Annotated in this window: 19 protein-coding genes and 5 tRNA genes; 17 read left to right on the top strand and 7 right to left on the bottom strand. The window is 60.7% G+C overall.

Going from position 1 to position 23,576, the window contains the following annotated elements; translation table 11 throughout:
* Positions 1-243 precede the first annotated feature (243 nt).
* Positions 244-1,764 carry a nucleobase:cation symporter-2 family protein gene (locus tag K5E37_RS17375; protein ID WP_007956419.1) on the top strand — a complete coding sequence of 507 codons (1,521 nt, stop codon included), beginning with the start codon at positions 244-246 and terminating at the stop codon, positions 1,762-1,764.
* Positions 1,765-1,886: 122 nt separating this feature from the next.
* Here K5E37_RS17375 and K5E37_RS17370 read toward each other — a convergent pair.
* Positions 1,887-1,962: transfer RNA gene (locus K5E37_RS17370), tRNA-Asn, on the bottom strand.
* Positions 1,963-2,190: 228 nt separating this feature from the next.
* On the opposite strand from K5E37_RS17370, the gene K5E37_RS17365 reads away from it, so the two are divergent.
* Entirely contained in the window at positions 2,191-2,421 is a 231-nt protein-coding gene (locus tag K5E37_RS17365; RefSeq protein ID WP_011333336.1) for a hypothetical protein, read from the top strand.
* Here K5E37_RS17365 and K5E37_RS17360 read toward each other — a convergent pair.
* Both K5E37_RS17360 and K5E37_RS17355 read right to left on the bottom strand, forming a co-directional pair.
* Positions 2,418-2,618, bottom strand: a complete 201-nt coding sequence (locus K5E37_RS17360; protein WP_007956421.1) for a hypothetical protein — start codon at positions 2,616-2,618, stop codon at positions 2,418-2,420. The genes K5E37_RS17365 and K5E37_RS17360 overlap by 4 nt on opposite strands.
* Positions 2,619-2,730: 112 nt before the next feature.
* Positions 2,731-3,927: an amino acid aminotransferase gene (locus K5E37_RS17355; RefSeq protein ID WP_221534629.1), complete on the bottom strand. Its 1,197-nt coding sequence runs from the start codon at positions 3,925-3,927 to the stop codon at positions 2,731-2,733.
* 336 nt (positions 3,928-4,263) lie between these two features.
* On the opposite strand from K5E37_RS17355, the gene uvrB reads away from it, so the two are divergent.
* A complete protein-coding gene (uvrB, locus tag K5E37_RS17350; RefSeq protein WP_085607880.1) occupies positions 4,264-6,279 on the top strand; it encodes an excinuclease ABC subunit UvrB in 2,016 nt (671 codons plus the stop codon).
* A 60-nt stretch (positions 6,280-6,339) separates the two neighbouring features.
* Here the strand turns inward: uvrB and K5E37_RS17345 are convergent, their stop codons facing one another.
* Both K5E37_RS17345 and K5E37_RS17340 read right to left on the bottom strand, forming a co-directional pair.
* Positions 6,340-7,830: an MDR family MFS transporter gene (locus K5E37_RS17345; RefSeq protein WP_221534645.1), complete on the bottom strand. Its 1,491-nt coding sequence runs from the start codon at positions 7,828-7,830 to the stop codon at positions 6,340-6,342.
* 49 nt (positions 7,831-7,879) lie between these two features.
* A complete protein-coding gene (locus K5E37_RS17340) occupies positions 7,880-8,929 on the bottom strand; it encodes an HlyD family secretion protein (RefSeq protein ID WP_085607876.1) in 1,050 nt (349 codons plus the stop codon).
* 230 nt (positions 8,930-9,159) lie between these two features.
* Here K5E37_RS17340 and gltX point away from each other — a divergent pair, with 230 nt between their 5' ends.
* The 10 genes from gltX to K5E37_RS17290 all read left to right on the top strand — a co-directional run bounded on the left by gltX (position 9,160) and on the right by K5E37_RS17290 (position 15,012).
* Entirely contained in the window at positions 9,160-10,641 is a 1,482-nt protein-coding gene (gene gltX, locus K5E37_RS17335) for a glutamate--tRNA ligase (RefSeq protein ID WP_007956429.1), read from the top strand.
* A 202-nt stretch (positions 10,642-10,843) separates the two neighbouring features.
* Positions 10,844-10,919: transfer RNA gene (locus tag K5E37_RS17330), tRNA-Ala, on the top strand.
* Positions 10,920-10,998: 79 nt separating this feature from the next.
* Positions 10,999-11,074: transfer RNA gene (locus tag K5E37_RS17325), tRNA-Glu, on the top strand.
* Between the two features lie 53 nt (positions 11,075-11,127).
* Positions 11,128-11,203: transfer RNA gene (locus tag K5E37_RS17320), tRNA-Ala, on the top strand.
* 78 nt (positions 11,204-11,281) lie between these two features.
* Positions 11,282-11,357: transfer RNA gene (locus K5E37_RS17315), tRNA-Glu, on the top strand.
* A 183-nt stretch (positions 11,358-11,540) separates the two neighbouring features.
* Positions 11,541-12,080 (top strand): TetR/AcrR family transcriptional regulator, encoded by a 540-nt coding sequence (locus K5E37_RS17310; RefSeq protein ID WP_007956432.1) that lies wholly within the window; start codon positions 11,541-11,543, stop codon positions 12,078-12,080.
* Positions 12,081-12,110: 30 nt separating this feature from the next.
* On the top strand, positions 12,111-12,944 hold the full coding sequence (locus K5E37_RS17305; RefSeq protein WP_085607874.1) for an alpha/beta fold hydrolase: 834 nt from the start codon (positions 12,111-12,113) through the stop codon (positions 12,942-12,944).
* Positions 12,945-12,991: 47 nt separating this feature from the next.
* Positions 12,992-13,453: a thioesterase family protein gene (locus K5E37_RS17300; RefSeq protein WP_011333342.1), complete on the top strand. Its 462-nt coding sequence runs from the start codon at positions 12,992-12,994 to the stop codon at positions 13,451-13,453.
* A 35-nt stretch (positions 13,454-13,488) separates the two neighbouring features.
* Positions 13,489-14,448 (top strand): tRNA-dihydrouridine synthase, encoded by a 960-nt coding sequence (locus K5E37_RS17295; RefSeq protein WP_221534627.1) that lies wholly within the window; start codon positions 13,489-13,491, stop codon positions 14,446-14,448.
* 120 nt (positions 14,449-14,568) lie between these two features.
* A complete protein-coding gene (locus tag K5E37_RS17290) occupies positions 14,569-15,012 on the top strand; it encodes an Hsp20 family protein (protein WP_221534625.1) in 444 nt (147 codons plus the stop codon).
* Between the two features lie 46 nt (positions 15,013-15,058).
* Here K5E37_RS17290 and K5E37_RS17285 read toward each other — a convergent pair whose 3' ends face one another.
* Positions 15,059-18,337, bottom strand: coding sequence for a bifunctional diguanylate cyclase/phosphodiesterase (locus K5E37_RS17285; RefSeq protein WP_127797479.1), 3,279 nt, complete (start codon positions 18,335-18,337; stop codon positions 15,059-15,061).
* 68 nt (positions 18,338-18,405) lie between these two features.
* Positions 18,406-19,296, bottom strand: coding sequence for a LysR family transcriptional regulator (locus K5E37_RS17280; RefSeq protein ID WP_007956444.1), 891 nt, complete (start codon positions 19,294-19,296; stop codon positions 18,406-18,408).
* Positions 19,297-19,436: 140 nt separating this feature from the next.
* On the opposite strand from K5E37_RS17280, the gene leuC reads away from it, so the two are divergent.
* From leuC to leuB, 4 genes are all read left to right on the top strand, one after another.
* Positions 19,437-20,855, top strand: a complete 1,419-nt coding sequence (gene leuC, locus K5E37_RS17275) for a 3-isopropylmalate dehydratase large subunit (RefSeq protein WP_007956445.1) — start codon at positions 19,437-19,439, stop codon at positions 20,853-20,855.
* Positions 20,856-20,866: 11 nt separating this feature from the next.
* Complete coding sequence (gene leuD / locus K5E37_RS17270; protein WP_007956446.1) at positions 20,867-21,511, top strand: 3-isopropylmalate dehydratase small subunit; 645 nt, start codon at positions 20,867-20,869, stop codon at positions 21,509-21,511.
* A 127-nt stretch (positions 21,512-21,638) separates the two neighbouring features.
* Positions 21,639-22,403, top strand: a complete 765-nt coding sequence (locus K5E37_RS17265; protein WP_221534623.1) for a class I SAM-dependent methyltransferase — start codon at positions 21,639-21,641, stop codon at positions 22,401-22,403.
* A 69-nt stretch (positions 22,404-22,472) separates the two neighbouring features.
* Complete coding sequence (gene leuB, locus K5E37_RS17260; protein ID WP_085607868.1) at positions 22,473-23,555, top strand: 3-isopropylmalate dehydrogenase; 1,083 nt, start codon at positions 22,473-22,475, stop codon at positions 23,553-23,555.
* Positions 23,556-23,576: the final 21 nt, after the last annotated feature.

Below are 23,576 nucleotides of genomic sequence, written 5' to 3'. Positions count from 1 at the left end.
ATATGTATAAAAAAGGGTGCGGCCGCGCCGTCGGTCGCCATGAACACTTCAGCCTAGGCGGATAAAACGTGGACTCGATTGGGGATGTGTTGCCGGATTTGTGGGGGATGAAAGCAGCGGGATAGAAGGTTGGGTGGCTAGCTAACCATTATGTGACTGATAAGTTGTATACAAGTCTATGGACATTTGTCGTGACTCTTGCATACAGTGTGCGCATAACAAAAACCAGGGAACTCCCCCACCATGAAAACGCCCCATGTTTCACACCAACGGCCCGAGGACGAGAATCTCGGGGTCGGCGCGAATATGGCTTACGGCCTGCAACACGTTCTGACCATGTATGGCGGTATCGTCGCGGTGCCACTGATCATCGGTCAGGCCGCCGGGCTTTCGCCGGCGGACATCGGTCTGTTGATTGCTGCTTCATTGTTTGCGGGGGGGCTGGCCACGTTGCTGCAAACCCTGGGTTTACCGTTTTTCGGCTGTCAGTTGCCGCTGGTACAGGGCGTGTCGTTCTCCGGCGTTGCTACGATGGTGGCGATTGTCAGCAGTGGCGGGGAGGGCGGCTTCCAGTCGGTGCTCGGCGCGGTGATTGCGGCGTCGCTGATCGGCTTGCTGATCACGCCGGTGTTCTCGCGAATCACCAAGTTCTTCCCGCCACTGGTCACCGGCATTGTGATCACCACCATCGGCCTGACGCTGATGCCGGTGGCCGCACGCTGGGCCATGGGCGGCAACAGCCACGCGCCTGACTTCGGCAGCATGCAGAACATCGGTCTGGCGGCGGTCACGCTGGTGCTGGTACTTCTGTTGAGCAAGGTCGGCAGTTCCACCATCTCGCGTCTGTCGATCCTGTTGGCCATGGTGATCGGCACGGTGTTGGCGGTGTTCCTCGGCATGGCAGATTTCTCCAATGTCACCCAGGGCCCGATGTTCGGCTTCCCGACGCCGTTCCATTTCGGCATGCCGACCTTCCACTTCGCTGCGATCCTGTCGATGTGCATCGTGGTCATGGTGACCCTGGTGGAAACCTCGGCGGACATTCTGGCGGTCGGTGAAATCATCGGCACCAAGGTCGACTCCAAGCGTCTGGGCAATGGCCTGCGGGCGGACATGCTGTCGAGCATGTTTGCGCCGATCTTCGGCTCGTTCACCCAAAGCGCTTTCGCCCAGAACGTCGGGCTGGTGGCGGTGACCGGGATCAAGAGCCGCTATGTGGTGGCGACCGGCGGTATCTTCCTGGTGATCCTCGGCCTGCTGCCGTTCATGGGTCGGGTCATCGCAGCCGTGCCGACCTCGGTACTTGGCGGCGCCGGTATCGTGCTGTTCGGCACAGTGGCAGCGAGTGGTATTCGTACGCTGTCCAAGGTCGACTACCGCAACAACGTCAACCTGATCATCGTCGCCACCTCGATCGGCTTCGGCATGATCCCGATTGCCGCGCCGAACTTCTACGATCACTTCCCGAGCTGGTTCGCGACCATTTTCCATTCGGGCATCAGTTCGTCGGCGATCATGGCGATCCTGCTGAACCTGGCGTTCAACCACTTTACGGCGGGTAACTCGGATCAGCAGTCGGTGTTTGCGGCGGCAGAAGAGCGGACCCTGCGTTATCGCGATCTGGCCGCGCTGCGTGAAGGCGACTACTTCAGCGACGGCAAGCTGCACGACTGCGACGGCAACGAAGTGCCGGTGATCGATCCGGATGCGGATCACGGTCACGGCGCACCGAAGGCACATGCCAAGAGCAGCGAGCACGTCTGAGCGCTGTAGTTGAATGAAAAGGGCCGATCAGTTGCGAAACTGATCGGCCCTTTTCTATGGCGCCGCTTTTTTCAGCGACCACAAAAAAGCCCCTGAATCTTTCGATTCAGGGGCTCTGTATTTGGCTCCACAACCTGGACTCGAACCAGGGACCCAGTGATTAACAGTCACTTGCTCTACCAACTGAGCTATTGCGGAATTGGTGCGTATGTTACTGATTTAAAAAGACTAGTCAAGCGCCAGTTGTAAATTTGTTGGAAAAGTCAGGACGGGCGGCGATCTATCGGCGATTGGCGGTTACCAGAACCGTAGCAGAGGTCTACCATGGCCGCCCGGAAGTGGTCACACGCGCTGCCGGCCATTCGCCGAAAAGGTACGCGCCATGAATAACCCCATCCTCACCCGTCGTCCTGTCGAGGTGTTCGCATGAGCACCGCACAAATCAGCCTGCCCAAAGGCGTCGGCCCACACGCTGAAAAACTTTTCGACGCGATCACTCAGGCCGCCACGGCTGAAGAGTTGAACCGCGCAGGCGGAAAGGCCGAGGGTTTTGTCCTCGGTCTGGAAAGCACCAAGGCCATCAAGAGCCAGATCGCCGAATCGCTCTACGTCGTTTATGACGATGCGGCGACTCAGCGTGCAGCGGAACTGGCTTAACCGCCGAACGTGAAGGTGCCGAGCATCAGTTTGGCGTACAGCATCGTTGCGCCCAGTTGCACCAGCCACAGCGCCAGCCCGCCGAGAAACACCCCGGCCGCGACTTGCAGCACCAGATTATTTCCGCGCTTGGCCGGGGCGCGGGGGATGAAGTCATCCAGATCGTCGCGGTCGGCGCGCAGGTCATCGTTTTTCATGTCGTCTCTCTGAAATATCGTTTGGGTGCAGTCTAGAGGGTGTAGCGGCTTTTCTTCAGACAAATAAAAAACGGGAAGCCCGAAGGCTTCCCGTTTTCAGTGCGGCGCCGGATCAGATTACCTGAACGATGGCGTCTGTCACGGCTTCGATGTTGCTCTGGTTCAGCGCAGCGACGCAGATGCGGCCGGTGTCCAGGGCGTAGATGCCGAACTCGTTGCGCAGGCGGTGAACCTGTTCGGTGGTCAGGCCTGAGTAGGAGAACATGCCGCGCTGACGGCCGACGAAGCTGAAGTCACGCTGCGGGGCTTTTTTCGCCAGCAGAGCAACCATCTGCTCGCGCATGCCACGAATGCGCAGGCGCATTTCAGCCAGTTCGTCTTCCCACTGGGCGCGCAGCTCCGGGCTGTTCAGCACGGCGGCGACGACGCTTGCACCGTGGGTCGGCGGGTTGGAGTAGTTGGTGCGGATCACGCGTTTGACTTGCGACAGGACGCGGGCGCTTTCTTCTTTCGATTCGCTGACGATCGACAGGGCGCCGACGCGCTCGCCGTACAGCGAGAACGACTTGGAGAACGAGCTCGACACGAAGAAGGTCAGGCCGGATTCAGCGAACAGGCGCACGGCAGCGGCGTCTTCGGCGATACCGTCACCGAAACCCTGGTAAGCCATGTCGAGGAACGGCACGTGACCTTTGGCCTTGACCGTTTCCAGCACGTTGTTCCAGTCCGCCGGGCTCAGGTCGACGCCGGTCGGGTTGTGGCAGCAGGCGTGCAGCACGATGATCGAGCCGTTCGGCAGGGCGTTCAGGTCTTCCAGCAGGCCGGCGCGGTTCACGTCGTGGGTGGCGGCGTCGTAGTAACGGTAGTTCTGCACCGGGAAACCGGCGGTTTCGAACAGCGCGCGGTGGTTTTCCCAGCTCGGGTCGCTGATCGCCACAACGGCATTGGGCAGCAGTTGCTTGAGGAAGTCGGCACCGATTTTCAGTGCGCCGGTCCCGCCGACGGCCTGAGTGGTGACTACGCGGCCAGCGGCCAGCAGTGGCGAATCGTTGCCGAACAGCAGTTTTTGCACGGCCTGGTCGTAGGCCGCGATGCCGTCGATTGGCAGGTAGCCGCGCGAGGCGTGCTGAGCGGCGCGAATGGTTTCGGCTTCGATGACGGCGCGCAGGAGTGGAATTCGCCCCTCTTCGTTGCAGTACACACCCACCCCGAGGTTGACCTTATTGGTCCGGGTATCGGCGTTGAATGCTTCGTTGAGGCCCAGGATTGGATCGCGGGGTGCCATTTCGACAGCGGAGAACAGGCTCATTTTTGCGGCAGCTCTAATGGAGAGTGGAGGGACGTGTGGCGCTCCAGCCGAATGCACTAGAGCGGTGCACAAACGGGGAGCTAGTATAGAGGCCATCATCGATCAATGGCGACAGGCGAATCGGCTTTTAAGGTAAGTTTTTCCGATTATTTCTCGACCGTTAGTCGAATGAACCTGTCCGAGACTTTACCGGATGTAGGACGTTTGCCTTGAAAGGCGAGGCAATCGGCTCCACATTCAGCACAATCTTCGTTTTTTCTTGCGCGACATTGGTCGTTTGCGGTCTTTCTCGTGGTGCTGCGGTTTACCCGCAGCGGCGCGATTCCAGAGGTGTTTATGTCTGAATTCCAGCTCGTCACCCGTTTCGACCCCGCCGGCGATCAACCCGAAGCCATTCGCCAGATGGTCGAAGGCATCGAAGCCGGTTTGTCGCACCAGACGCTGCTCGGGGTGACCGGGTCGGGCAAGACCTTCAGCATCGCCAACGTGATCGCCCAGGTGCAGCGTCCGACCCTGGTGCTGGCACCGAACAAGACCCTGGCCGCGCAGTTGTACGGCGAGTTCAAGTCGTTCTTCCCGAACAACGCTGTCGAGTACTTCGTTTCCTACTACGACTACTACCAGCCCGAAGCCTACGTGCCGTCGTCCGACACCTTCATCGAGAAGGATGCGTCGATCAACGACCACATCGAGCAGATGCGTCTGTCAGCGACCAAGGCATTGCTCGAGCGCAAGGACGCGATCATCGTCACCACGGTGTCGTGCATCTACGGTCTGGGCAGCCCGGAAACCTATCTGAAAATGGTCTTGCACGTTGATCGCGGCGACAAGCTCGACCAGCGTGCGCTGGTGCGGCGCCTGGCCGACCTGCAATACACCCGCAACGACATGGATTTCGCCCGTGCGACCTTCCGGGTGCGTGGCGATGTGATCGACATCTACCCGGCGGAATCCGACCTCGAAGCGATCCGTATCGAGCTGTTCGATGACGAAGTGGAGAGCATTTCCGCGTTCGACCCGCTGACCGGCGAAGTCATCCGCAAGCTGCCGCGCTTCACCTTCTACCCGAAGAGTCACTACGTGACGCCCCGGGAAACCTTGCTCGACGCCATCGAGGGGATCAAGGTCGAGTTGCAGGAGCGCCTCGAATACCTGCGCAACAACAACAAACTGGTCGAAGCCCAGCGTCTGGAGCAGCGCACCCGGTTCGACCTGGAGATGATCCTCGAGCTCGGCTACTGCAACGGCATCGAAAACTACTCGCGCTATCTGTCGGGCCGTCCGGCTGGCGCAGCGCCGCCGACGCTCTACGATTACCTGCCGGCCGACGCCTTGCTGGTGATCGATGAGTCTCACGTCAGCGTGCCGCAAGTCGGCGCGATGTATAAGGGCGACCGTTCGCGCAAGGAAACCCTCGTGGAATACGGCTTCCGCCTGCCGTCGGCGCTGGACAACCGGCCGATGCGCTTCGACGAGTGGGAAGGGGTGAGCCCACAGACGATTTTCGTCTCGGCCACGCCCGGCAACTACGAAGCCGAACACGCCGGGCGGGTGATCGAGCAGGTGGTGCGCCCGACCGGTCTGGTCGACCCGCAGGTTGAAGTGCGTCCGGCACTGACCCAGGTCGACGATCTATTGTCGGAAATCACCAAACGTGTGGCGGTGGAGGAGCGGGTGCTGGTCACCACGCTGACCAAGCGCATGGCCGAAGACTTGACCGATTACCTGGCCGATCACGGCGTGCGCGTGCGTTATCTGCACTCGGACATCGACACCGTCGAGCGGGTCGAGATCATCCGCGACCTGCGTTTGGGCACGTTCGATGTGCTGGTGGGGATCAACCTGCTGCGTGAAGGTCTGGACATGCCGGAAGTCTCGCTGGTGGCGATTCTCGACGCGGACAAGGAAGGCTTCCTGCGTTCCGAGCGTTCGCTGATCCAGACCATCGGCCGCGCGGCGCGTAACCTCAATGGCCGGGCGATTCTCTACGCGGATCGCATCACCGGGTCGATGGAGCGGGCGATTGGCGAAACCGAGCGCCGTCGAGACAAGCAGATCGCCTTCAACCTGGCCAACGGCATCACACCGAAGGGCGTGTTCAAGGACGTCGCCGACATCATGGAAGGCGCCACCGTGCCCGGTTCGCGCAGCAAGAAGCGCAAGGGCATGGCCAAGGCCGCCGAAGAGAACGCCAAGTACGAAGCCGAACTGCGCTCGCCGAGCGAGATCACCAAGCGCATCCGCCAACTGGAAGAGAAGATGTACCAGTTGGCCCGCGACCTGGAATTCGAAGCAGCAGCGCAGATGCGCGACGAAATCGCCAAGCTGCGTGAGCGGCTGTTGGCCGTTTAACAGATCGTTCCCACGCTCCGCGTGGGAATGCAGCCCTGGACGCTCTGCGTCCGCTCAAGGTTAATGCGCCTCGCCGGCCTTCAGTCCGGCAGGCAATTTCTTGGTCAGCAAAATCGCCAACATGCTGACCCCCAGCGCAATCCCGACAAAATGAAACGCATCGTTGTAGGCCATGATCAGCGCCTGCTGATGCACGATCTCGCTCAACTTGCCCAACGCCGCCGTGTCATTGCCGAACCGATCGGTCATCGACGCCAGGCGTTCGGCCACCTGCGGGTTGGTCGGCACCACAGCTTCGCGCAGGTAATCGAAGTAGGTTTTGGTGCGCGCATCCAGCAGCGTCGCGAGCAGGGCGATGCCGATGGCGCCGCCGAGGTTGCGCAAAATGTTGAACAGGCTCGACGCCGAGCCCGCGTCCTGCGGCAGGATGTACGCCGTGGCGATCAGCGAGATGGTCACCATGATCAGCGGCTGGCCCAGCGCCCGGATAATCTGGATCTGATTGAACTGCGGCCCGGCGAAATCAGGGTTGAGCACCCCGGATGAAAAACTCGCCAGCCCGAACAGGCCGAAACCGATCGTGCACAGCCATTTTGGCGAGACGAATTTCATCAGCTTCGGCACCAGCGGAATCAGGAACAGCTGCGGCACGCCCATCCACATGATCACTTCGCCGATCTGCAGGGCGTTGTAATTCTGGATCTGCGCCAGGTACAGCGGCAGCAGATAGATCGAACCGTACAGCCCGACGCCCATGCCGAGACTTGAAATACTCGACAGCCCGAAGTTGCGATTGCGCAGGATGCCGAGGTTGATCAGCGGATTGGGCTTGGAAATCTGCACGATCACGAAGGTGATCAGACTCAGCAGGGCGATGCTGCCCAGCGTCACGATCAGGCTCGATTCCAGCCAGTCCTTGCGATGGCCTTCCTCAAGAAAAACCTGCAGGCAACCGAGGCCGACGCCCAGCGTGAGAATGCCGGTGTAGTCAGTACTTTTCAGCAACTCCCAATGCGCTTCTTTCTTCTCCAGCCCGTACATCAGCCCGGCGATCATGATCAGCCCCGGCGGGATGTTGATATAGAAGATGTACTCCCAGCCCCAGTTTTCCGTGAGCCAGCCGCCGAGGGTCGGGCCGATGGACGGGGCAAAGGTGGCGGTCATGGCGAACATCGCCATGCCTTTGGCGCGGTGATGTTCGGGGAGTTTGATCAGGGTCAGGGTGAACGCCAGCGGGATCAGCGCACCGCCGGTAAAACCCTGCATGGCGCGAAACACGATCATGCTCTCCAGGCTCCAGGCCATCGAGCACAGCAGCGACGAAATCAGAAACCCCAGCGACACCCACACCGCGAGCCGCCGTGCCGACAGCAACTGCACCAGCCACGCGGTCAGCGGGATCATGATGATTTCCGCCACCAGATAAGAGGTGGAAATCCACGAGCCTTCTTCCAGGGTCGCCGACAGGGCGCCCTGAATATCCTTGAGCGACGAGTTGGTGATCTGGATGTCGAGCACCGCCATGAAGGCGCCGAGCATCACGCTCATCACCGCTATCCAGTCCCGCCGGGTCGGTTCGCCGACCGGGCGGATCAGTGAATCACCGGCCATTGTCCGGGGCGTCTTTGATATTCACGGTGGCGGTGACGGACATGCCCGGACGGATCTTGCCGTGCAGCGGGTTATCGGCCTTGAAGGTCAGCTTGACCGGAATCCGCTGCACGACCTTGGTGAAGTTGCCGGTGGCGTTGTCCGGCGGCAACAGGCTGAATTGCGCGCCGGAGGCGGCGAACAGGCTGTCGACCCGGGCTTCGATCGGCGTATCGCCATAGGCGTCGAAGAGCAGCTCGGCCTTCTGGCCCGGTTGCATGTGACCGATCTGGGTTTCCTTGAAGTTGGCCTGCACCCAGATGTCTTCGTCCGGAACGATCGACAAAAGATAGGCGCCGGCCTGTACCACTTGACCATTACGGGCGGCGCGCTGGCCGATCAAACCGCTGATCGGCGCGTGGATTTCGCTGCGGGTCAGGTTCAGTTCGGCCTGGGCGAGGTCGGCGCGGGCGTTGGCGATCTGCGCATCGAGGCGTTTGATTTCGGCGGTCAGCGCGTTGACCTGCTGGCGCTGACTCTGGGCATCGGCCTGGGCCTTGGCCACTTGCGAGCGGGCGATGTGGGCGTCGGCGGAGAGGGTAGTGACCCGTTCCTCGGAGACGTAGCCGGGTTTACGCAGGGTTTCTGCCCGCGACAAATCCACCTGCGAGCGGCCGAGCGTCGCCTGGGTAGTGGCGACCTGCGCGTCGCTGGCGGCGATCAGGCTGGCTTGCTGGGTCAGTTTGCTTTGGGCTTGCAGGCGTTCGGCTTCGCGAGTGGCGAGGGCGGCGTTGGCGCGATCGACGGCGAGGCGGAAGTCGTCGCCTTCGAGACGGATCAGCAACTGGCCTTTTTCCACGTGCTGGTTGTCCTGCACCAGGACTTCGTCGATGCGTGCGCTCAACTGGCTCGACACGCGGGTGATTTCACCCTGGACATAGGCGTTGTCGGTGCTTTCATAAAAGCGTCCCTTGAAAAACCAATGAGCAAAAAAGCCCCCGGCTATCAGCAGGACGAGCAGCAGGAAAATGAACAGGCGACGCTTGAGTTGGGCAGGCATGGGCAAACTGTAGTCGAGGAATTGTAAGGAAAGTTATCAGCAGGCGAATCTGGCATACAGCCGATGAACGGTAAATGCCGTCTGTTGATATTCGGCCATTCACCGCGGCCAACGGGCGTTACAGACGCAACCTTGGCTTAAATGCCCTGCCCGCTGGAGCGGGGCGGGTGTCGCCTGTTACCATTCGCCGCTTGATCGTTCTTTGCTTTTCATTCTTTTCGAGACATGCCATGACCACCGTCCGCACTCGCATCGCGCCATCGCCTACCGGGGATCCCCACGTAGGTACCGCTTACATCGCACTGTTCAACTACTGCTTTGCCAAGCAGCACGGCGGTGAGTTCATCCTGCGGATCGAAGACACCGATCAGTTGCGTTCGACCCGCGAGTCCGAACAGCAGATCTTCGACGCCCTGCGCTGGCTGGGCATCGACTGGAGCGAAGGCCCGGACGTCGGCGGCCCGCACGGCCCGTACCGTCAGAGCGAGCGCGGCGACATCTACCAGAAGTACTGCCAGCAACTGGTCGACATGGGCCACGCCTTCCCGTGCTTCTGCACCGCCGAAGAGCTGGACCAGATGCGCGCCGAGCAAATGGCCCGCGGCGAAACCCCGCGTTACGACGGCCGTGCACTGCTGCTGTCCAAGGAAGAAGTCGCCCGTCGACTGGCTGCCGGCGAGCCGCACGTGATCCGCATGAAAGTGCCGAGCGAAGGCGTCTGCGTGGTGCCGGACATGCTGCGTGGCGACGTCGAGATCCCGTGGGATCGCATGGACATGCAAGTGCTGATGAAGACCGACGGCCTGCCGACGTACTTCCTGGCCAACGTGGTCGACGATCACCTGATGGGCATCACCCACGTGCTGCGCGGCGAAGAATGGTTGCCGTCGGCGCCGAAACTGATCCTGCTTTATGAGTACTTCGGCTGGGAACAACCGGAGCTGTGCTACATGCCGCTGCTGCGTAACCCGGACAAGAGCAAGCTGTCCAAGCGCAAGAACCCGACTTCGGTGACGTTTTACGAGCGCATGGGTTTCATGCCTGAGGCGATGCTCAACTATCTGGGCCGGATGGGTTGGTCGATGCCGGACGAGCGCGAGAAGTTCTCGCTGCAGGAAATGGTCGACAACTTCGACCTCAAGCGCGTGTCGCTGGGCGGGCCGATTTTCGATATCGAGAAACTGTCGTGGCTCAACGGCCAGTGGCTGCGTGATTTGCCGGTGGAAGAGTTCGCCGCTCGCGTACAGAAGTGGGCGTTCAATTCCGAATACATGATGAAGATCGCGCCGCACGTTCAGGGCCGCGTTGAGACTTTCAGTCAGGTCGCACCGTTGGCCGGGTTCTTCTTCGCCGGTGGCGTGAATCCGGATGCCAAGCTGTTCGAATCGAAAAAGCTCTCGGGCGATCAGGTTCGTCAGTTGATGCAACTGATCCTGTGGAAGCTGGAAAGTCTGCGTCAGTGGGAGAAGGACAGCATCACCGCGACGATTCAGGCGGTGGTCGAATCCCTCGAGCTGAAGCTGCGTGATGCGATGCCGCTGATGTTTGCCGCGATCACCGGGCAGGCGAGTTCGGTGTCGGTGCTCGATGCGATGGAAATCCTCGGGCCGGACCTGACCCGTTTCCGTCTGCGCCAGGCGATTGACCTGCTGGGCGGCGTGTCGAAGAAAGAAAACAAAGAGTGGGAAAAGCTGTTGGGCGCCATCGCCTGATTGCGTTTGACTCTGCAGGACGCGCCGAAGGTCAGGATCTTTTGATCCTGTCCTTCGGTGTTTTCCCCCGAATTTACGGGGGGAGGGCGGTAAGTGATTGTAATGCCGACAAAAAATTTTGAATTTTTTCAAAAATAAGTTTGACAGCCTTTCGATACGCCCTTAAGATTCGCCCCGTCCTCAGCGATGACATCAACGATGAGGGGCTATAGCTCAGCTGGGAGAGCGCTTGCATGGCATGCAAGAGGTCGACGGTTCGATCCCGTCTAGCTCCACCAATTTACACTTCGAAGCCTGGCCACACTGGCTTCGAAGCGATCAACACTCAGCGTTGATCAGTTGTATAGAAGGGTTTGCGTCCCCTTCGTCTAGTGGCCTAGGACACCGCCCTTTCACGGCGGTAACAGGGGTTCGAGTCCCCTAGGGGACGCCAGTTTTACAGAAGCGATGTTGCAAGATGTCGCTCCGCCGAGAGGCGAAAAATCCGGGGCTATAGCTCAGCTGGGAGAGCGCCTGCATGGCATGCAGGAGGTCAGCGGTTCGATCCCGCTTAGCTCCACCAATTTACAGTTCAAGGTCTGGCCACACCGGCCTTGAATCGATCAGTACTCAGCACTGATCAGTTGTATAGAAGGTTTGTGTCCCCTTCGTCTAGTGGCCTAGGACACCGCCCTTTCACGGCGGTAACAGGGGTTCGAGTCCCCTAGGGGACGCCACGATTACCCGCTCTGCGGGATTTTATAAGGGTCATTCAATTATTGAATGGCCCTTTTGTTTGTCTGGCGTTTGGCCAAATCCTCTTTTTCCTTAACACTGTGCTTCAGACCAGCGGTCACGCGTGTGACTTGCGGAATATTATTATGAGAATAATATTGCTATCGTAATATTCGGAGGCGACGATGAACGACAAGAAAGCTCAAACCCGCGAACGCATTCTCAAGGCCGCCAGTGCTGCACTGATCCAGCGCGGTCCGGCTGAACCGAGCGTGGGCGAAGTGATGGGGGCGGCCGGCCTGACCGTCGGCGGCTTCTATGCCCACTTCGAAAGCAAGGACGCCATGATGCTTGAGGCGTTCAAGCAATTGCTCGGTCGCCGTCGCGACCTGATTGCCGACATGGACAGCGAGCTGACCGGTGAAGAGCGCCGCGCCCTGGTGGCTGCGTTCTATCTGTCGCGCAAGCATCGCGATTCCAGCGATTCGGCCTGCCCGATTCCGGCCTCCATCGGCGAGCTTGGGCGGTTGCCGGAAGAATTCCGCATAGCGCTGAACGAGCACCTGGAACTGATGATTGCGCAGTTGGCTTCAAGCCCTGAAGACATCGATAAAGCGTTGGCCGACGTGGCCCTGATGGTAGGTGGTCTGGCGCTCTCAAGGGCGTTGGGACCTGGTGATTTATCCGATCGATTGCTGCGCGCCGCCAAGTCGGCGGTGCGTTGACCTGAAGGCTACAAGCCCGGGGAGAGAGCGATGAGCACGTTGAAGTGGGTTCGCGGCGTTAATGGCACCTTGGGCTGGTTCGCACCGAAACTGGTGGCGAGCAAAATGCGGTTGGCGTTCATGACGCCGCGCGCGAATAAACCGAGGGACTGGGAATTGCCGCTGCTGGCGAAATCCGAACGCATCACCTTGCGCTTCGGTCTTTCGGCCCTGCGCTGGGGGCAAGGCCCGACTGTTTTGCTGATGCACGGCTGGGAAGGGCGGCCCACCCAGTTTGCCGCGTTGATCACCGCGCTGGTTGAAGCGGGTTACACCGTTGTCGCGCTTGATGGCCCGGCCCACGGTCGCTCTCCGGGGCGTGAAGCCAATGTGGTGCTGTTCGCCCGGGCGATGCTTGAAGCTGCTGCCGAATTGCCTCCGTTGCAGGCTGTCATCGGTCACTCCATGGGCGGCGCCAGCGCCATGCTGGCTGTGCAATTAGGATTGCGCACCGAAACCCTCGTGAGCATTGCCGCTCCGGCGCGGATTCTCGGGGTGTTGCGCGGGTTTGCCCGTTATGTCGGCATGCCGCCCAGAGCTCGCTCGGCGTTCATTCGGCAAGTCGAGCAGGACGTCGGGATGCGCGCCGCCACCCTTGATGTCGCGCACTATCAACTGGATATGCCAGGCCTGATCGTGCATGCCGAGGACGACACCTTCGTTTCGGTCAAGGAATCCCAACTGATCCACGAATCCTGGTTCGACAGTCGCCTGTTGCGTCTGGAAGCCGGCGGTCACCAGCGCGTACTGGCCGACCCTCGGGTGATTGATGGCGTGTTATCACTGCTGGCCGGGCGCAGCCTTCAGGCGCGGCAATCGGCGTAGTCATCCGTTACACTGCCCCGGTTGAATCATTTGACCGGGAGTAGGGCATGGGCTGGGATCGGGCAACGCCGTTTACCATTGATCTGCAAGTGGGCGCCGAGGACATCGACGGGCTGGGCCACGCGAACAACGCGGTCTACGTGACCTGGCTCGAGCGCTGCGCCTGGCGCCACTCGCAGCGCCTGGGTCTGGATCTGGTCGAGTATCGGCGTCTGGATCGGGCAATGGCCGTTGTGCGCCACGAAATCGATTACCTGGCCGCCGCCTACGAAGGCGACGAGCTGCAATTGGCGACGTGGATCGTTGATTGGGATCAGCGTCTGAAAATGACCCGTCACTTCCAGTTGATTCGCCCCAGCGACAACGCCACGCTGCTGCGCGCCCAGACCACCTTCGTCTGCATCGAACTGTCCACCGGCAGGCCCAAGCGCATGCCCGCCGAGTTCATCGAAGGCTACGGCCCGGCCATACAGACGGCGGACATGGGTTTAACCCGCGAAACCCAGTAAACTGCCGCACGTTTTTCCTTGAGTGTGTGTTTCCCATGCAAATTGCTCTGGCGCCGATGGAAGGGTTGGTCGACGACATCCTGCGCGATGTCCTGACCCGTGTCGGCGGTATTGACTGGTGCGTGACCGAGTTCATTCGGGTCAACGATCAGTTGCTGACCCCGGCCTATTTCCACAAGTTCGGCCCTGAACTGCTCAACGGTACGCGCACCGCTTCCGGCGTGCCACTGCGCGTGCAGTTGCTGGGTTCCGACCCGGTGTGCCTGGCGGAAAACGCTGCGCTGGCCTGCGAGCTCGGTTCTGAAGTCATCGACCTGAACTTCGGCTGCCCGGCCAAGACCGTCAACAAATCCCGTGGCGGCGCGGTGCTGCTCAAGGAGCCGGAGCTGCTCAATCAGATTGTCGAACACGTGCGTCGCGCCGTACCTGCACACATTCCGGTCACCGCCAAGATGCGCCTGGGTTTCGACAGCCCGGACGGCTCGCTGGTCTGCGCCACGGCGCTGGCCGAGGGCGGTGCCGAGCACATCGTGGTTCACGCCCGGACCAAGGTCGACGGCTACAAGCCGCCGGCGCATTGGGAGTGGATTCCGCGCGTGCAGGACGTGGTCAAGGTGCCGGTGTTCGCCAACGGCGATATCTGGAGCGTCGAAGACTGGCGCCGCTGCCGGGAAATCAGCGGCGTCGAAGACATCATGCTCGGTCGTGGTCTGGTGTCGCGTCCGGATCTGGCCCGTCAGATCGCCGCCGCTCGTGCCGGCGAGGAAGTCGTCGAGATGACCTGGGCCGAACTGATGCCGCTGATCCAGGACTTCTGGCTGCAAGCCAAAGCGCAGATGACGCCGCGCCAATCGCCGGGCCGCTTAAAGCAATGGCTGGCCATGTTGACCCGCAATTATCCCGAGGCTGTCGAGCTGTTTACCGTGCTGCGCCGGGAGACCGAGCCGGATCAGGTCTCGCGTTTGCTGGGTTTGCCGGTCGCCGAAGCCGCCTGAAAAAATCTTCAAACGATCTCTTGAAAACAAAACGCAGGTCCCTATCTAAGGGTTACGCGATGCCGAATTCGGGTCGCGGAGACAAAAAACCTTGCTGATTGTTTTCAGGAGATTTGAACCATGAGTACCGCATTTTCCCTCGCTCCACTGTTCCGTTCCTCGGTAGGTTTCGACCGTTTCAACGACCTGTTCGAAGCCGCCCTGCGCAACGAGCCAGGCAGCACCTATCCGCCTTACAACGTTGAAAAACACGGTGACGATCAATACCGCATCGTCGTGGCGGCGGCCGGTTTCCAGGAAGAAGACCTGGACCTGCAAGTCGAGAAAGGCGTGCTGACCATCAGTGGCGGCAAGCGTGATGCCAACGAAGGCGTCACTTTCCTGCACCAGGGCATCGCCCAGCGTGCATTCAAGTTGTCGTTCCGCCTGGCCGATCACATCGAGATCAAGGCCGCTGGCCTGAGCAACGGTCTGTTGAGCATCGACCTGTTGCGCGTGATCCCGGAAGAGGCGAAAGCCAAGCGCATCCCGATCAATGGGGCGCAGAAGCCGGCTCTGCAATAAGCCGACCGAGAAGAAGGGCGCCGAAAGGCGCCCTTTTTTGTGCCTGTCATTCCAGCAATCCCTTCAGCCCCTCCAGCGGCAACGGCCGACTGTGCAGATAACCCTGATACAAATGGCAGCCCAACCCTTGCAGGAAGGCCAGCTGTTCCGGGGTTTCCACGCCTTCGGCGATCACTTCCAGTTCCAGACTGCGGGCCATGGCGACGATGGCGCGGATGATTTCGGCGTCGTTGGGGTCGGTGGTGGCGTCGCGGATGAACGATTGATCGATCTTCAGCGTATCCACCGGCAATCGTTTCAGATAGGTCAGCGATGAATAGCCGGTGCCAAAATCGTCCATGGCAAAACTCACGCCGAGTTTTTTCAGGCGACGCATTTTGCTGATGGTGTCTTCCAGGTTCTGAATGACGATGCCTTCGGTGATCTCCAGTTTCAGCAAGGAGCAGGGCAGGCCGTGGCTGCTCATGCTGCGCTCGATGCGCTCGACGAAGTCGTTCTGGCGGAACTGCCGGGGGCTGATGTTGACGCACAGACTGAAGGCCAGGGGATCGATCAGCTTTTCGGCAATCAATTGCTTGAAGGCTTCGCACGCTTCATCGAGGATCCAGGTGCCGACCTCCAGAATCAGCCCGCTGTCCTCCAGGACCTTGATGAATTCGGTGGGCGATTGCGCGCCGAGTTCCGGGTGATTCCAGCGCACCAGGGCTTCGGCGCCGATGATGCGGTTGTCCTGGGCGTCGATCTGCGGTTGGTAATGCACGTCGAATTCGCCCCGGGACAGCGCCAGGCGCAGGTCGGTCTCCATACGCAGACGTTCGCTGGCCGCTTTCTGCATGGTGTTGTGATACATCTGCGTGGTGTTGCGCCCGGAATCCTTGGCGCGGTACAGCGCGATGTCGGCGCGTTTGAGCAGGTCGGTCGGGGTCGAGCCGTGATCGGGAATCAGCGCCACGCCGATGCTCGGTGTCACTTGCAGGCGCTGGCCGTCAAGGAACATCGGCTCCGACAGCAACTCGCGAATGGTGTCGGCCAACTCGCGTACTTGCGCGCTGACTTCGTTGCGCGTCCCCTCCAGACCGCTGAGCAACACCACGAACTCATCGCCACCGAGCCGCGCAACCGTGTCTTCCATGCGCACGCTGGCCTCAAGCCGTGCGGTGATGATTTTCAGCACCGTGTCGCCGACCGGGTGACCCAGCGAGTCGTTGATGTGCTTGAAGTGATCCAGATCGAGAAACAGCAGCGCACCGCGCAAATTGTGGCGCTTGAGCAGGGCGATCTGCTGGCTCAGGCGGTCCATCAACAGTGCGCGGTTGGGCAGGTTGGTCAGCGGGTCGTGATAGGCCAGGTGGCGGATCTGCGCTTCGGCGTTCTTCAGCAGGCTGACGTCCCGTGCGGTCAGCAACAGGCACGCGGTTTCGTTGAGGGTGATCGGCTCGACCGAGACTTCCACCGTCAGGATCTCGCCGCGCTTGTTGCGCCCGAGCATTTCCTGATGATGTACGCGGCCCTTGATCTGTAGCTCGGCGAGCAGTGCCGAACGCTGTTTTTCTTCGGCCCAGATGCCGACCTGATACACGGTTTTGCCCACCACTTCGTCGGCGCGATAGCCGGTGAGGCGGCAGAAACCGTCGTTGACCTCCAGATAGCGCCCGGTGTCGCGCTCGGTGATGGTGATCGCGTCGGGGCTGGAGTGAAACGCCTTGGCGAATTTCTCTTCGCTGGCCTTGAGCGCCGCTTCCGAGCGCTGTTGCTGGGTAATGTCGCGCAGCGTGGTGACAATGCACGGCTGGTTGCCGACGCTGATCTGGCGGCTGGAAATCACGCAGGTCAGCGACTGACCGTCCTTGTGCTGGACGATGATCGCGACATTGCTCAGGCCCTGTTCGCGGATCACCCGTTCGATGCGTTGCAGGCTTTTCGCCGAGGCGTCCCATAGACCGATTTCTTCGGCGGTATGGCCGATCACATCGCTGGCGCTCCAGCCGAAGGTCTGGGAAAAACTGGAGTTGATCTCGATGAATTCCCCGGTTTCCTGGCGCGTCACGCAGATCGGGTCGGGACTGACCTGGAACAGCGTGGCGAATTTCTCTTCCGAAGCCACCAGCCGTTGTTCGCGTTCGACCTGATCGGTGATGTCCAGAAGAGTACCGGCCATCCGCAGCGGCACGCCGTTGTCGTCACGATAGAGGCGGGCGCGGCTTTCCAGATAACGCGAGCTGCCGTCCGGCAGTTGCACGCGGTAAGTCAGCTGATAATTGCCGGCCGGGCCTTCGCGCAGGCTGCGATAGGCATCGCGCATGCTGTCGCGCTCTTCGCCGGGGACGCCCTCGAAAAATTCTTCGAACGATTCATGGAACGGTTTCGGCTCCAGGCCGTGTAATTGCGCAGCGCGGGCCGAGCCGTAGAGCATGCCGCTGGGAATGTGCCAGTCCCAGGTGCCGAGCTGCGCCGAATCCAGCGCCAGGTCGAGGCGTTCCTGGCTGTCTTTCAGGGCATGTTCGGCGGCTTTGCGCTCGGTGGTGTCGAGGAAGGTGCTGAGCAGGTACGGCTGGCCTTCGAGTTCGACCTTTTGCGCACTGAGGATGCCGTCGTGGATCTGGCCGTTGCTGGCGCGGAACTGCACCTCCATGCTGATCAGTTCGCCCTTGGCCTTGGTCTTCTTGACCAGCTCCGCCCGTTGCTCGGGATGCACCCACAGGCCCAGTTCCAGGGTGGTGCGACCGATGGCGCTCTGCACCGGCCAGCCGAACAGACTTTCGAAATACTGGTTGGCCTCGCTGATCAGGCCGTCTTCCTGACGGGTCAGCAGCACCATGTTCGGGCACAGGTGAAACAGCGTGGCGAAACGTTTTTCGGAGCTGCTGAGGGCCTGTTCCCGTTGCCGCTGGTGGGTGATTTCGCGGATCACCCCGATCATTCGGGGCCGGCCGTGTTTGTCCGGCAGCAGGCTGCCGTTGATTTCCAGCCAGTGCAGGCTGCCGTCGGGCCAGCGGATGCGGTGGTGCATCGCCTGTTCCAGCGGCGCGCCGGCAATCACCGCGTGAAAGGCGCGGATGGTTTTCGCCCGGTCTTCCGGCGGCAGCAGGTCGAGGTATTCCAGGTCTTCGGGCAGCGGTTGCCGCGGGTCGAAGCCGAACAAGGCCTGAGTGCCCCGCGACCAGCTGATCTGCCCGCGCTCGATGTCCCAATACCAGGCGCCGAGGCGGGCGCCGTTGAGCGCCGCGAGCAATTGCGGCGCGCTCTCCCAGCTCTGCTCGGAACGCCGTGGATCAATGGCCTGAATACGCGGCATCGGCGGAATACGGTCAACAGATTTCGGCATTGTCGAGAAGCCTTGAGCTGATGTGGGCGTTTGGCACAGGGACGGCAGCTCTATAGGAGTAGCACAAGTTAGCCGAGAGTCCCTGGCAGATCGATTTGAGCGTCCAGCAGGGCCATAAACGCCCGTGCAGCATTCGACAGCGTCCTTTCAGTGTGCAGGATATAGCCTAGCTGGCGACTGAGCTGTATGCCCGGTAAAGGTATGCGCGCCACCTGTTCATCGAGCATCGTGCGCGGCAAAACGCTCCAGGCCAGGCCGATCGACACCATCATCTTGATGGTTTCCAGGTAGTTGGTGCTCATGGCGATGTTCGGCGTCAGGCCCTGAGCCTCGAACAGCCGTTGGACAATATGGTGAGTAAAGGTGTTGCCGCCGGGGAAAACCGCCGGATGACCGGCAATGTCCGCCAATGTGACGGCGCCATTGCTGATCAATGAATGTTCCGGGGCGACTACGAAATCCAGCGGGTCATCCCAGACCGGCGTGGCCTTGACCAGCGTATGCGGCTCCGGCGCCAGGGTGATGACCGCCAGCTCAGCGCGGCCATGGAGAATTTCCTCGTAGGCCACTTCCGAATCGAGGAACTGAATATCCAGCGCCACCTGTGGGTAGCGGCGGGTGTATTCCCTCAATAAGGGCGGCAAGCGGTGCAGGCCGATGTGGTGACTGGTGGCCAGGGTCAGGCGGCCCGTGACTTCGCCGGTCAGGTTGGTCAGGGCGCGGCGCGTGTCGTCCAGCACGTTGAGAATCTGATAAGCCCTTGGCAGCAGGGCCCGACCGGCCTCGGTCAGGCCCACTTCACGACCGAGCCGGTCGAACAGCCGCACATTCAATTGCTGCTCCAGCCCGGCGATGCGTTTGCTGATCGCCGGTTGCGTCAGGTGCAGCCGTTCACCGGCGCCGGAGAAGCTTCCGGTCTCGGCAATTGCGATAAAAGCATTGAGGTTGGCAAGGTCCATGTTCGTATTCCAGTTGGTTATCCAAAGCATAAAAAATATGAATTTGAGTTATTTAATCTAACCCCATAGGATCGGCCTCACAAGCCAAAGGGTTATTGATAAGCCCAGGGCATAGAAACAAGCTGATGAGGAACCGTCTGATGGCCGGCAAAACGCTCTACGACAAGCTCTGGGATTCGCATTTGGTCAAGCAGCGCGACGATGGCTCGGCGCTGATCTATATCGATCGTCACATCATCCACGAAGTGACCTCGCCGCAAGCCTTCGAAGGCCTGCGTCTGGCCGGGCGCAAGCCGTGGCGCATCGATGCCAACATCGCCACCCCGGACCACAACGTACCGACCACCCCGGAGCGCAAGGGCGGCATCGAAGCCATTGCCGACCAGGTCTCGCGTTTGCAGGTTCAGACCCTCGACGACAACTGCGATGAATACGGCATCGTCGAATTCAAGATGAACGACGTGCGTCAGGGCATCGTTCACGTGATCAGCCCGGAGCAGGGCGCGACCTTGCCGGGCATGACCGTGGTCTGCGGCGACTCGCACACCTCGACCCACGGCGCGTTCGGCGCCTTGGCTCACGGGATCGGCACTTCCGAGGTCGAGCACGTGCTCGCCACCCAGTGCCTGGTCGCCAAGAAAATGAAGAACATGCTGGTGCGCGTCGAAGGCCAGTTGCCGTTCGGCGTGACCGCCAAGGACATCGTCCTCGCGGTGATCGGCAAGATCGGCACTGCCGGCGGTAACGGCCATGCCATTGAGTTCGCCGGCAGCGCGATTCGCGATTTGTCGATCGAAGGCCGCATGACCATCTGCAACATGTCCATCGAAGCCGGCGCCCGCGTGGGCCTGGTGGCGGCGGACCAGAAGACTGTGGATTACGTCAACGGTCGTCCGTTCGCTCCGAAAGGCGCCGAGTGGGATCTGGCGGTCGAGTCTTGGAAAGACCTAGTGTCCGACGCCGACGCGCATTTCGACACCGTGGTCGAGCTCGACGCCGCGCAGATCAAGCCGCAAGTCAGCTGGGGCACTTCGCCGGAAATGGTGCTGGCCGTTGATCAGAACGTGCCGGACCCGGCCAAGGAAATGGATCTGGTCAAGCGCGACTCGATCGTCCGTGCCTTGAAATACATGGGTTTGACCGCCAATCAGGCGATCACTGACATTCAGCTCGACCGCGTATTCATCGGTTCCTGCACCAACTCGCGGATCGAAGACTTGCGTGCTGCCGCTGTGATCGCCAAGGGCCGCAAGGTCGCTTCGACCATCAAGCAGGCCATCGTGGTGCCGGGCTCGGGTCTGGTGAAGGCGCAGGCTGAAGCCGAAGGTCTGGACAAGATCTTCCTCGAAGCCGGTTTCGAATGGCGCGAGCCGGGTTGCTCGATGTGTCTGGCGATGAACCCGGACCGTTTGGAGTCCGGCGAGCATTGCGCCTCGACCTCCAACCGTAACTTCGAAGGCCGTCAGGGCGCCGGTGGCCGTACCCACCTCGTCAGCCCGGCCATGGCCGCTGCGGCGGCGGTGAACGGTCGTTTCATCGACGTTCGTGAATTGATCTAAAGGAGCGCAGCATGAAAGCTTTTACCCAGCACACTGGTCTCGTCGCGCCTCTGGATCGTGCCAACGTCGACACTGACCAGATCATTCCGAAGCAGTTTCTGAAGTCGATCAAGCGCACCGGTTTCGGCCCGAACCTGTTCGACGAGTGGCGTTACCTCGATGTGGGTCAGCCGTATCAGGACAACTCCAAGCGTCCGCTGAACAAGGAATTCGTGCTCAACGCCGAGCGTTATCAGGGCGCCAGCGTGTTGCTGGCCCGCGAGAACTTCGGTTGCGGCTCCAGCCGTGAGCACGCGCCGTGGGCGCTGGAAGAATACGGTTTCCGCAGCATCATCGCGCCGAGCTATGCCGACATTTTCTTCAACAACAGCTTCAAGAACGGTTTGCTGCCGATCATCTTGAGCGATGCTGAAGTCGACGAACTGTTCAAGCAAGTCGAGGCCGCGCCGGGTTATCAGTTGCAGATCGATCTGCACGAGCAGACCGTGACCAGCCCGAACGGCAAGGTCTACCGCTTCGAGATCGACGCGTTCCGCAAGCATTGCCTGCTCAACGGTCTGGACGATATCGGCCTGACCTTGCAGGACGGCGATGCGATTGCCGCGTTCGAAGCCAAGCATCGCGCGAGCCAGCCGTGGTTGTTTCGCGACGCGTGAGATTGATGTAGTCAGGGCTGGCCCCTTCGCGAGCAAGCTCGCTCCCACATTTGAAATGCATTCCCTTGTGGGAGCGAGCTTGCTCGCGAAGGGGCAGTTCAAACAACACAGCTATCAGGATGTGACCATGACCAGCACCGCCCACAGTCAGGTTGTACAAAAGCAATTCGGTGAACAGGCCGCCGCCTACCTGAGCAGCGCCGTTCACGCTCAAGGCACTGAATTTGCGCTGCTGCAGGCTGAACTGGCGGGGCAGGGCGAGGCGCGGGTGCTGGATCTGGGTTGCGGCGCCGGGCACGTGAGTTTTCACGTTGCCCCGTTGGTGAAAGAAGTGGTGGCGTACGACCTGTCGCAGCAGATGCTCGACGTGGTCGCCGCCGCTGCGGTTGATCGCGGCTTGAGCAACGTGTCCACGGTCAACGGTGCCGCCGAGCGCCTGCCGTTTGCCGATGGCGAATTCGACTTCGTGTTCAGCCGCTATTCGGCGCACCATTGGAGCGATCTCGGCGTGGCCTTGCGCGAAGTGCGCCGGGTGCTGAAACCGGGCGGCGTGGCGGCGTTCATCGATGTGCTGTCGCCGGGCAGTCCGCTGTTCGACACCTATTTGCAGAGCGTCGAAGTGCTGCGCGACACCAGTCATGTACGCGATTATTCGGCCGGTGAGTGGTTGCGCCAGGTCAGCGAAGCCGGTCTGCATACCCGCAGCACCACGCGTCAGCGCCTGCGTCTGGACTACAACAGCTGGGTCGAGCGCATGCGCACACCCGAAGTGATGCGCGCCGCGATCCGCCAGTTGCAGCAATCGATGGGCAACGAAGTGCGCGAATATTTTGAGATTGAGGCCGATGGTTCGTTCAGTACAGATGTACTGGTGCTCTGGGCTGAAAGGTAATCCTGAAACAATAAGTATTTTTCCGGGCGCGCCAGTCGATGGCGCACCGACTGAAGACACGAGGAAAGCATGAGCAAGCAGATTCTGATTCTCCCAGGCGACGGTATTGGTCCGGAAATCATGGCCGAAGCGGTCAAGGTGCTGGAACTGGCCAACGACAAGTACAGCCTGGGCTTCGAGCTGAGCCATGACGTGATCGGTGGCGCCGCCATCGACAAGCACGGCGTGCCGCTGGCCGACGAAACCCTCGAGCGTGCCCGCGCAGCCGACGCTGTGCTGCTGGGCGCCGTGGGCGGCCCGAAATGGGACACCATCGAGCGTGACATCCGCCCTGAGCGCGGCCTGCTGAAAATCCGTGCGCAACTGGGCCTGTTCGGCAACCTGCGTCCGGCGATCCTGTACCCGCAACTGGCTGACGCTTCGAGCCTGAAGCCGGAAATCGTTGCCGGCCTGGACATCCTGATCGTCCGTGAGCTGACCGGCGGCATCTATTTCGGCGCGCCGCGTGGCACCCGTACCCTGGAAAACGGCGAGCGTCAGTCCTACGACACGCTGCCGTACAGCGAAAGCGAAATCCGCCGTATCGCCCGTGTCGGTTTCGACATGGCCCGCGTGCGTGGCAAGAAGCTGTGCTCGGTGGACAAGGCCAACGTACTGGCGTCCAGCCAACTGTGGCGTGAAGTGGTCGAGCAGGTCGCCAAGGATTACCCGGACGTCGAGCTGAGCCACATGTACGTCGACAACGCCGCCATGCAACTGGTGCGTGCGCCGAAGCAGTTCGACGTGATCGTCACCGACAACATGTTCGGCGACATCCTGTCCGACGAAGCGTCGATGCTCACCGGTTCCATCGGCATGCTGCCGTCGGCCTCGCTGGACGCCAACAACAAGGGCATGTACGAGCCTTGCCACGGTTCGGCGCCGGACATCGCCGGCAAAGGCATCGCCAACCCGCTGGCGACCATTCTGTCGGTGTCGATGATGCTGCGTTACAGCTTCAATCTGCACCAAGCGGCGGATGCCATCGAGAAAGCGGTCAGCGTGGTGCTGGATCAAGGTCTGCGCACCGGCGACATCTTTTCGACCGGTTGCACTAAAGTCGGTACGCAGGAAATGGGTGACGCAGTAGTCGCCGCGCTGCGGAATCTGTAATCTCTCGGGCCCGCTGCGAAA

The sequence above is a fragment of the Pseudomonas sp. RIT778 genome, assembly GCF_019718735.1.
GTDB classification, from domain to species: domain Bacteria; phylum Pseudomonadota; class Gammaproteobacteria; order Pseudomonadales; family Pseudomonadaceae; genus Aquipseudomonas; species Aquipseudomonas aphyarum.
The sequence above is the reverse complement of the archived record's forward strand: the minus strand, read 5'-3'. Positions and strand labels throughout refer to the sequence as shown.

Bases quoted from the DNA above. Each gene is read 5' to 3' on its own strand.
- K5E37_RS17375 (WP_007956419.1), top strand. From the start codon at position 244: ATGAAAACGCCCCATGTTTCACACCAACGGCCCGAGGACGAGAATCTC.
- K5E37_RS17365 (WP_011333336.1), top strand. From the start codon at position 2,191: ATGAGCACCGCACAAATCAGCCTGCCCAAAGGCGTCGGCCCACACGCT.
- K5E37_RS17360 (WP_007956421.1), bottom strand. From the start codon at position 2,618: ATGAAAAACGATGACCTGCGCGCCGACCGCGACGATCTGGATGACTTC.
- K5E37_RS17355 (WP_221534629.1), bottom strand. From the start codon at position 3,927: ATGAGCCTGTTCTCCGCTGTCGAAATGGCACCCCGCGATCCAATCCTG.
- uvrB (WP_085607880.1), top strand. From the start codon at position 4,264: ATGTCTGAATTCCAGCTCGTCACCCGTTTCGACCCCGCCGGCGATCAA.
- K5E37_RS17340 (WP_085607876.1), bottom strand. From the start codon at position 8,929: ATGCCTGCCCAACTCAAGCGTCGCCTGTTCATTTTCCTGCTGCTCGTC.
- gltX (WP_007956429.1), top strand. From the start codon at position 9,160: ATGACCACCGTCCGCACTCGCATCGCGCCATCGCCTACCGGGGATCCC.
- K5E37_RS17310 (WP_007956432.1), top strand. From the start codon at position 11,541: ATGAACGACAAGAAAGCTCAAACCCGCGAACGCATTCTCAAGGCCGCC.
- K5E37_RS17305 (WP_085607874.1), top strand. From the start codon at position 12,111: ATGAGCACGTTGAAGTGGGTTCGCGGCGTTAATGGCACCTTGGGCTGG.
- K5E37_RS17300 (WP_011333342.1), top strand. From the start codon at position 12,992: ATGGGCTGGGATCGGGCAACGCCGTTTACCATTGATCTGCAAGTGGGC.
- K5E37_RS17295 (WP_221534627.1), top strand. From the start codon at position 13,489: ATGCAAATTGCTCTGGCGCCGATGGAAGGGTTGGTCGACGACATCCTG.
- K5E37_RS17290 (WP_221534625.1), top strand. From the start codon at position 14,569: ATGAGTACCGCATTTTCCCTCGCTCCACTGTTCCGTTCCTCGGTAGGT.
- K5E37_RS17285 (WP_127797479.1), bottom strand. From the start codon at position 18,337: ATGCCGAAATCTGTTGACCGTATTCCGCCGATGCCGCGTATTCAGGCC.
- K5E37_RS17280 (WP_007956444.1), bottom strand. From the start codon at position 19,296: ATGGACCTTGCCAACCTCAATGCTTTTATCGCAATTGCCGAGACCGGA.
- leuC (WP_007956445.1), top strand. From the start codon at position 19,437: ATGGCCGGCAAAACGCTCTACGACAAGCTCTGGGATTCGCATTTGGTC.
- leuD (WP_007956446.1), top strand. From the start codon at position 20,867: ATGAAAGCTTTTACCCAGCACACTGGTCTCGTCGCGCCTCTGGATCGT.
- K5E37_RS17265 (WP_221534623.1), top strand. From the start codon at position 21,639: ATGACCAGCACCGCCCACAGTCAGGTTGTACAAAAGCAATTCGGTGAA.
- leuB (WP_085607868.1), top strand. From the start codon at position 22,473: ATGAGCAAGCAGATTCTGATTCTCCCAGGCGACGGTATTGGTCCGGAA.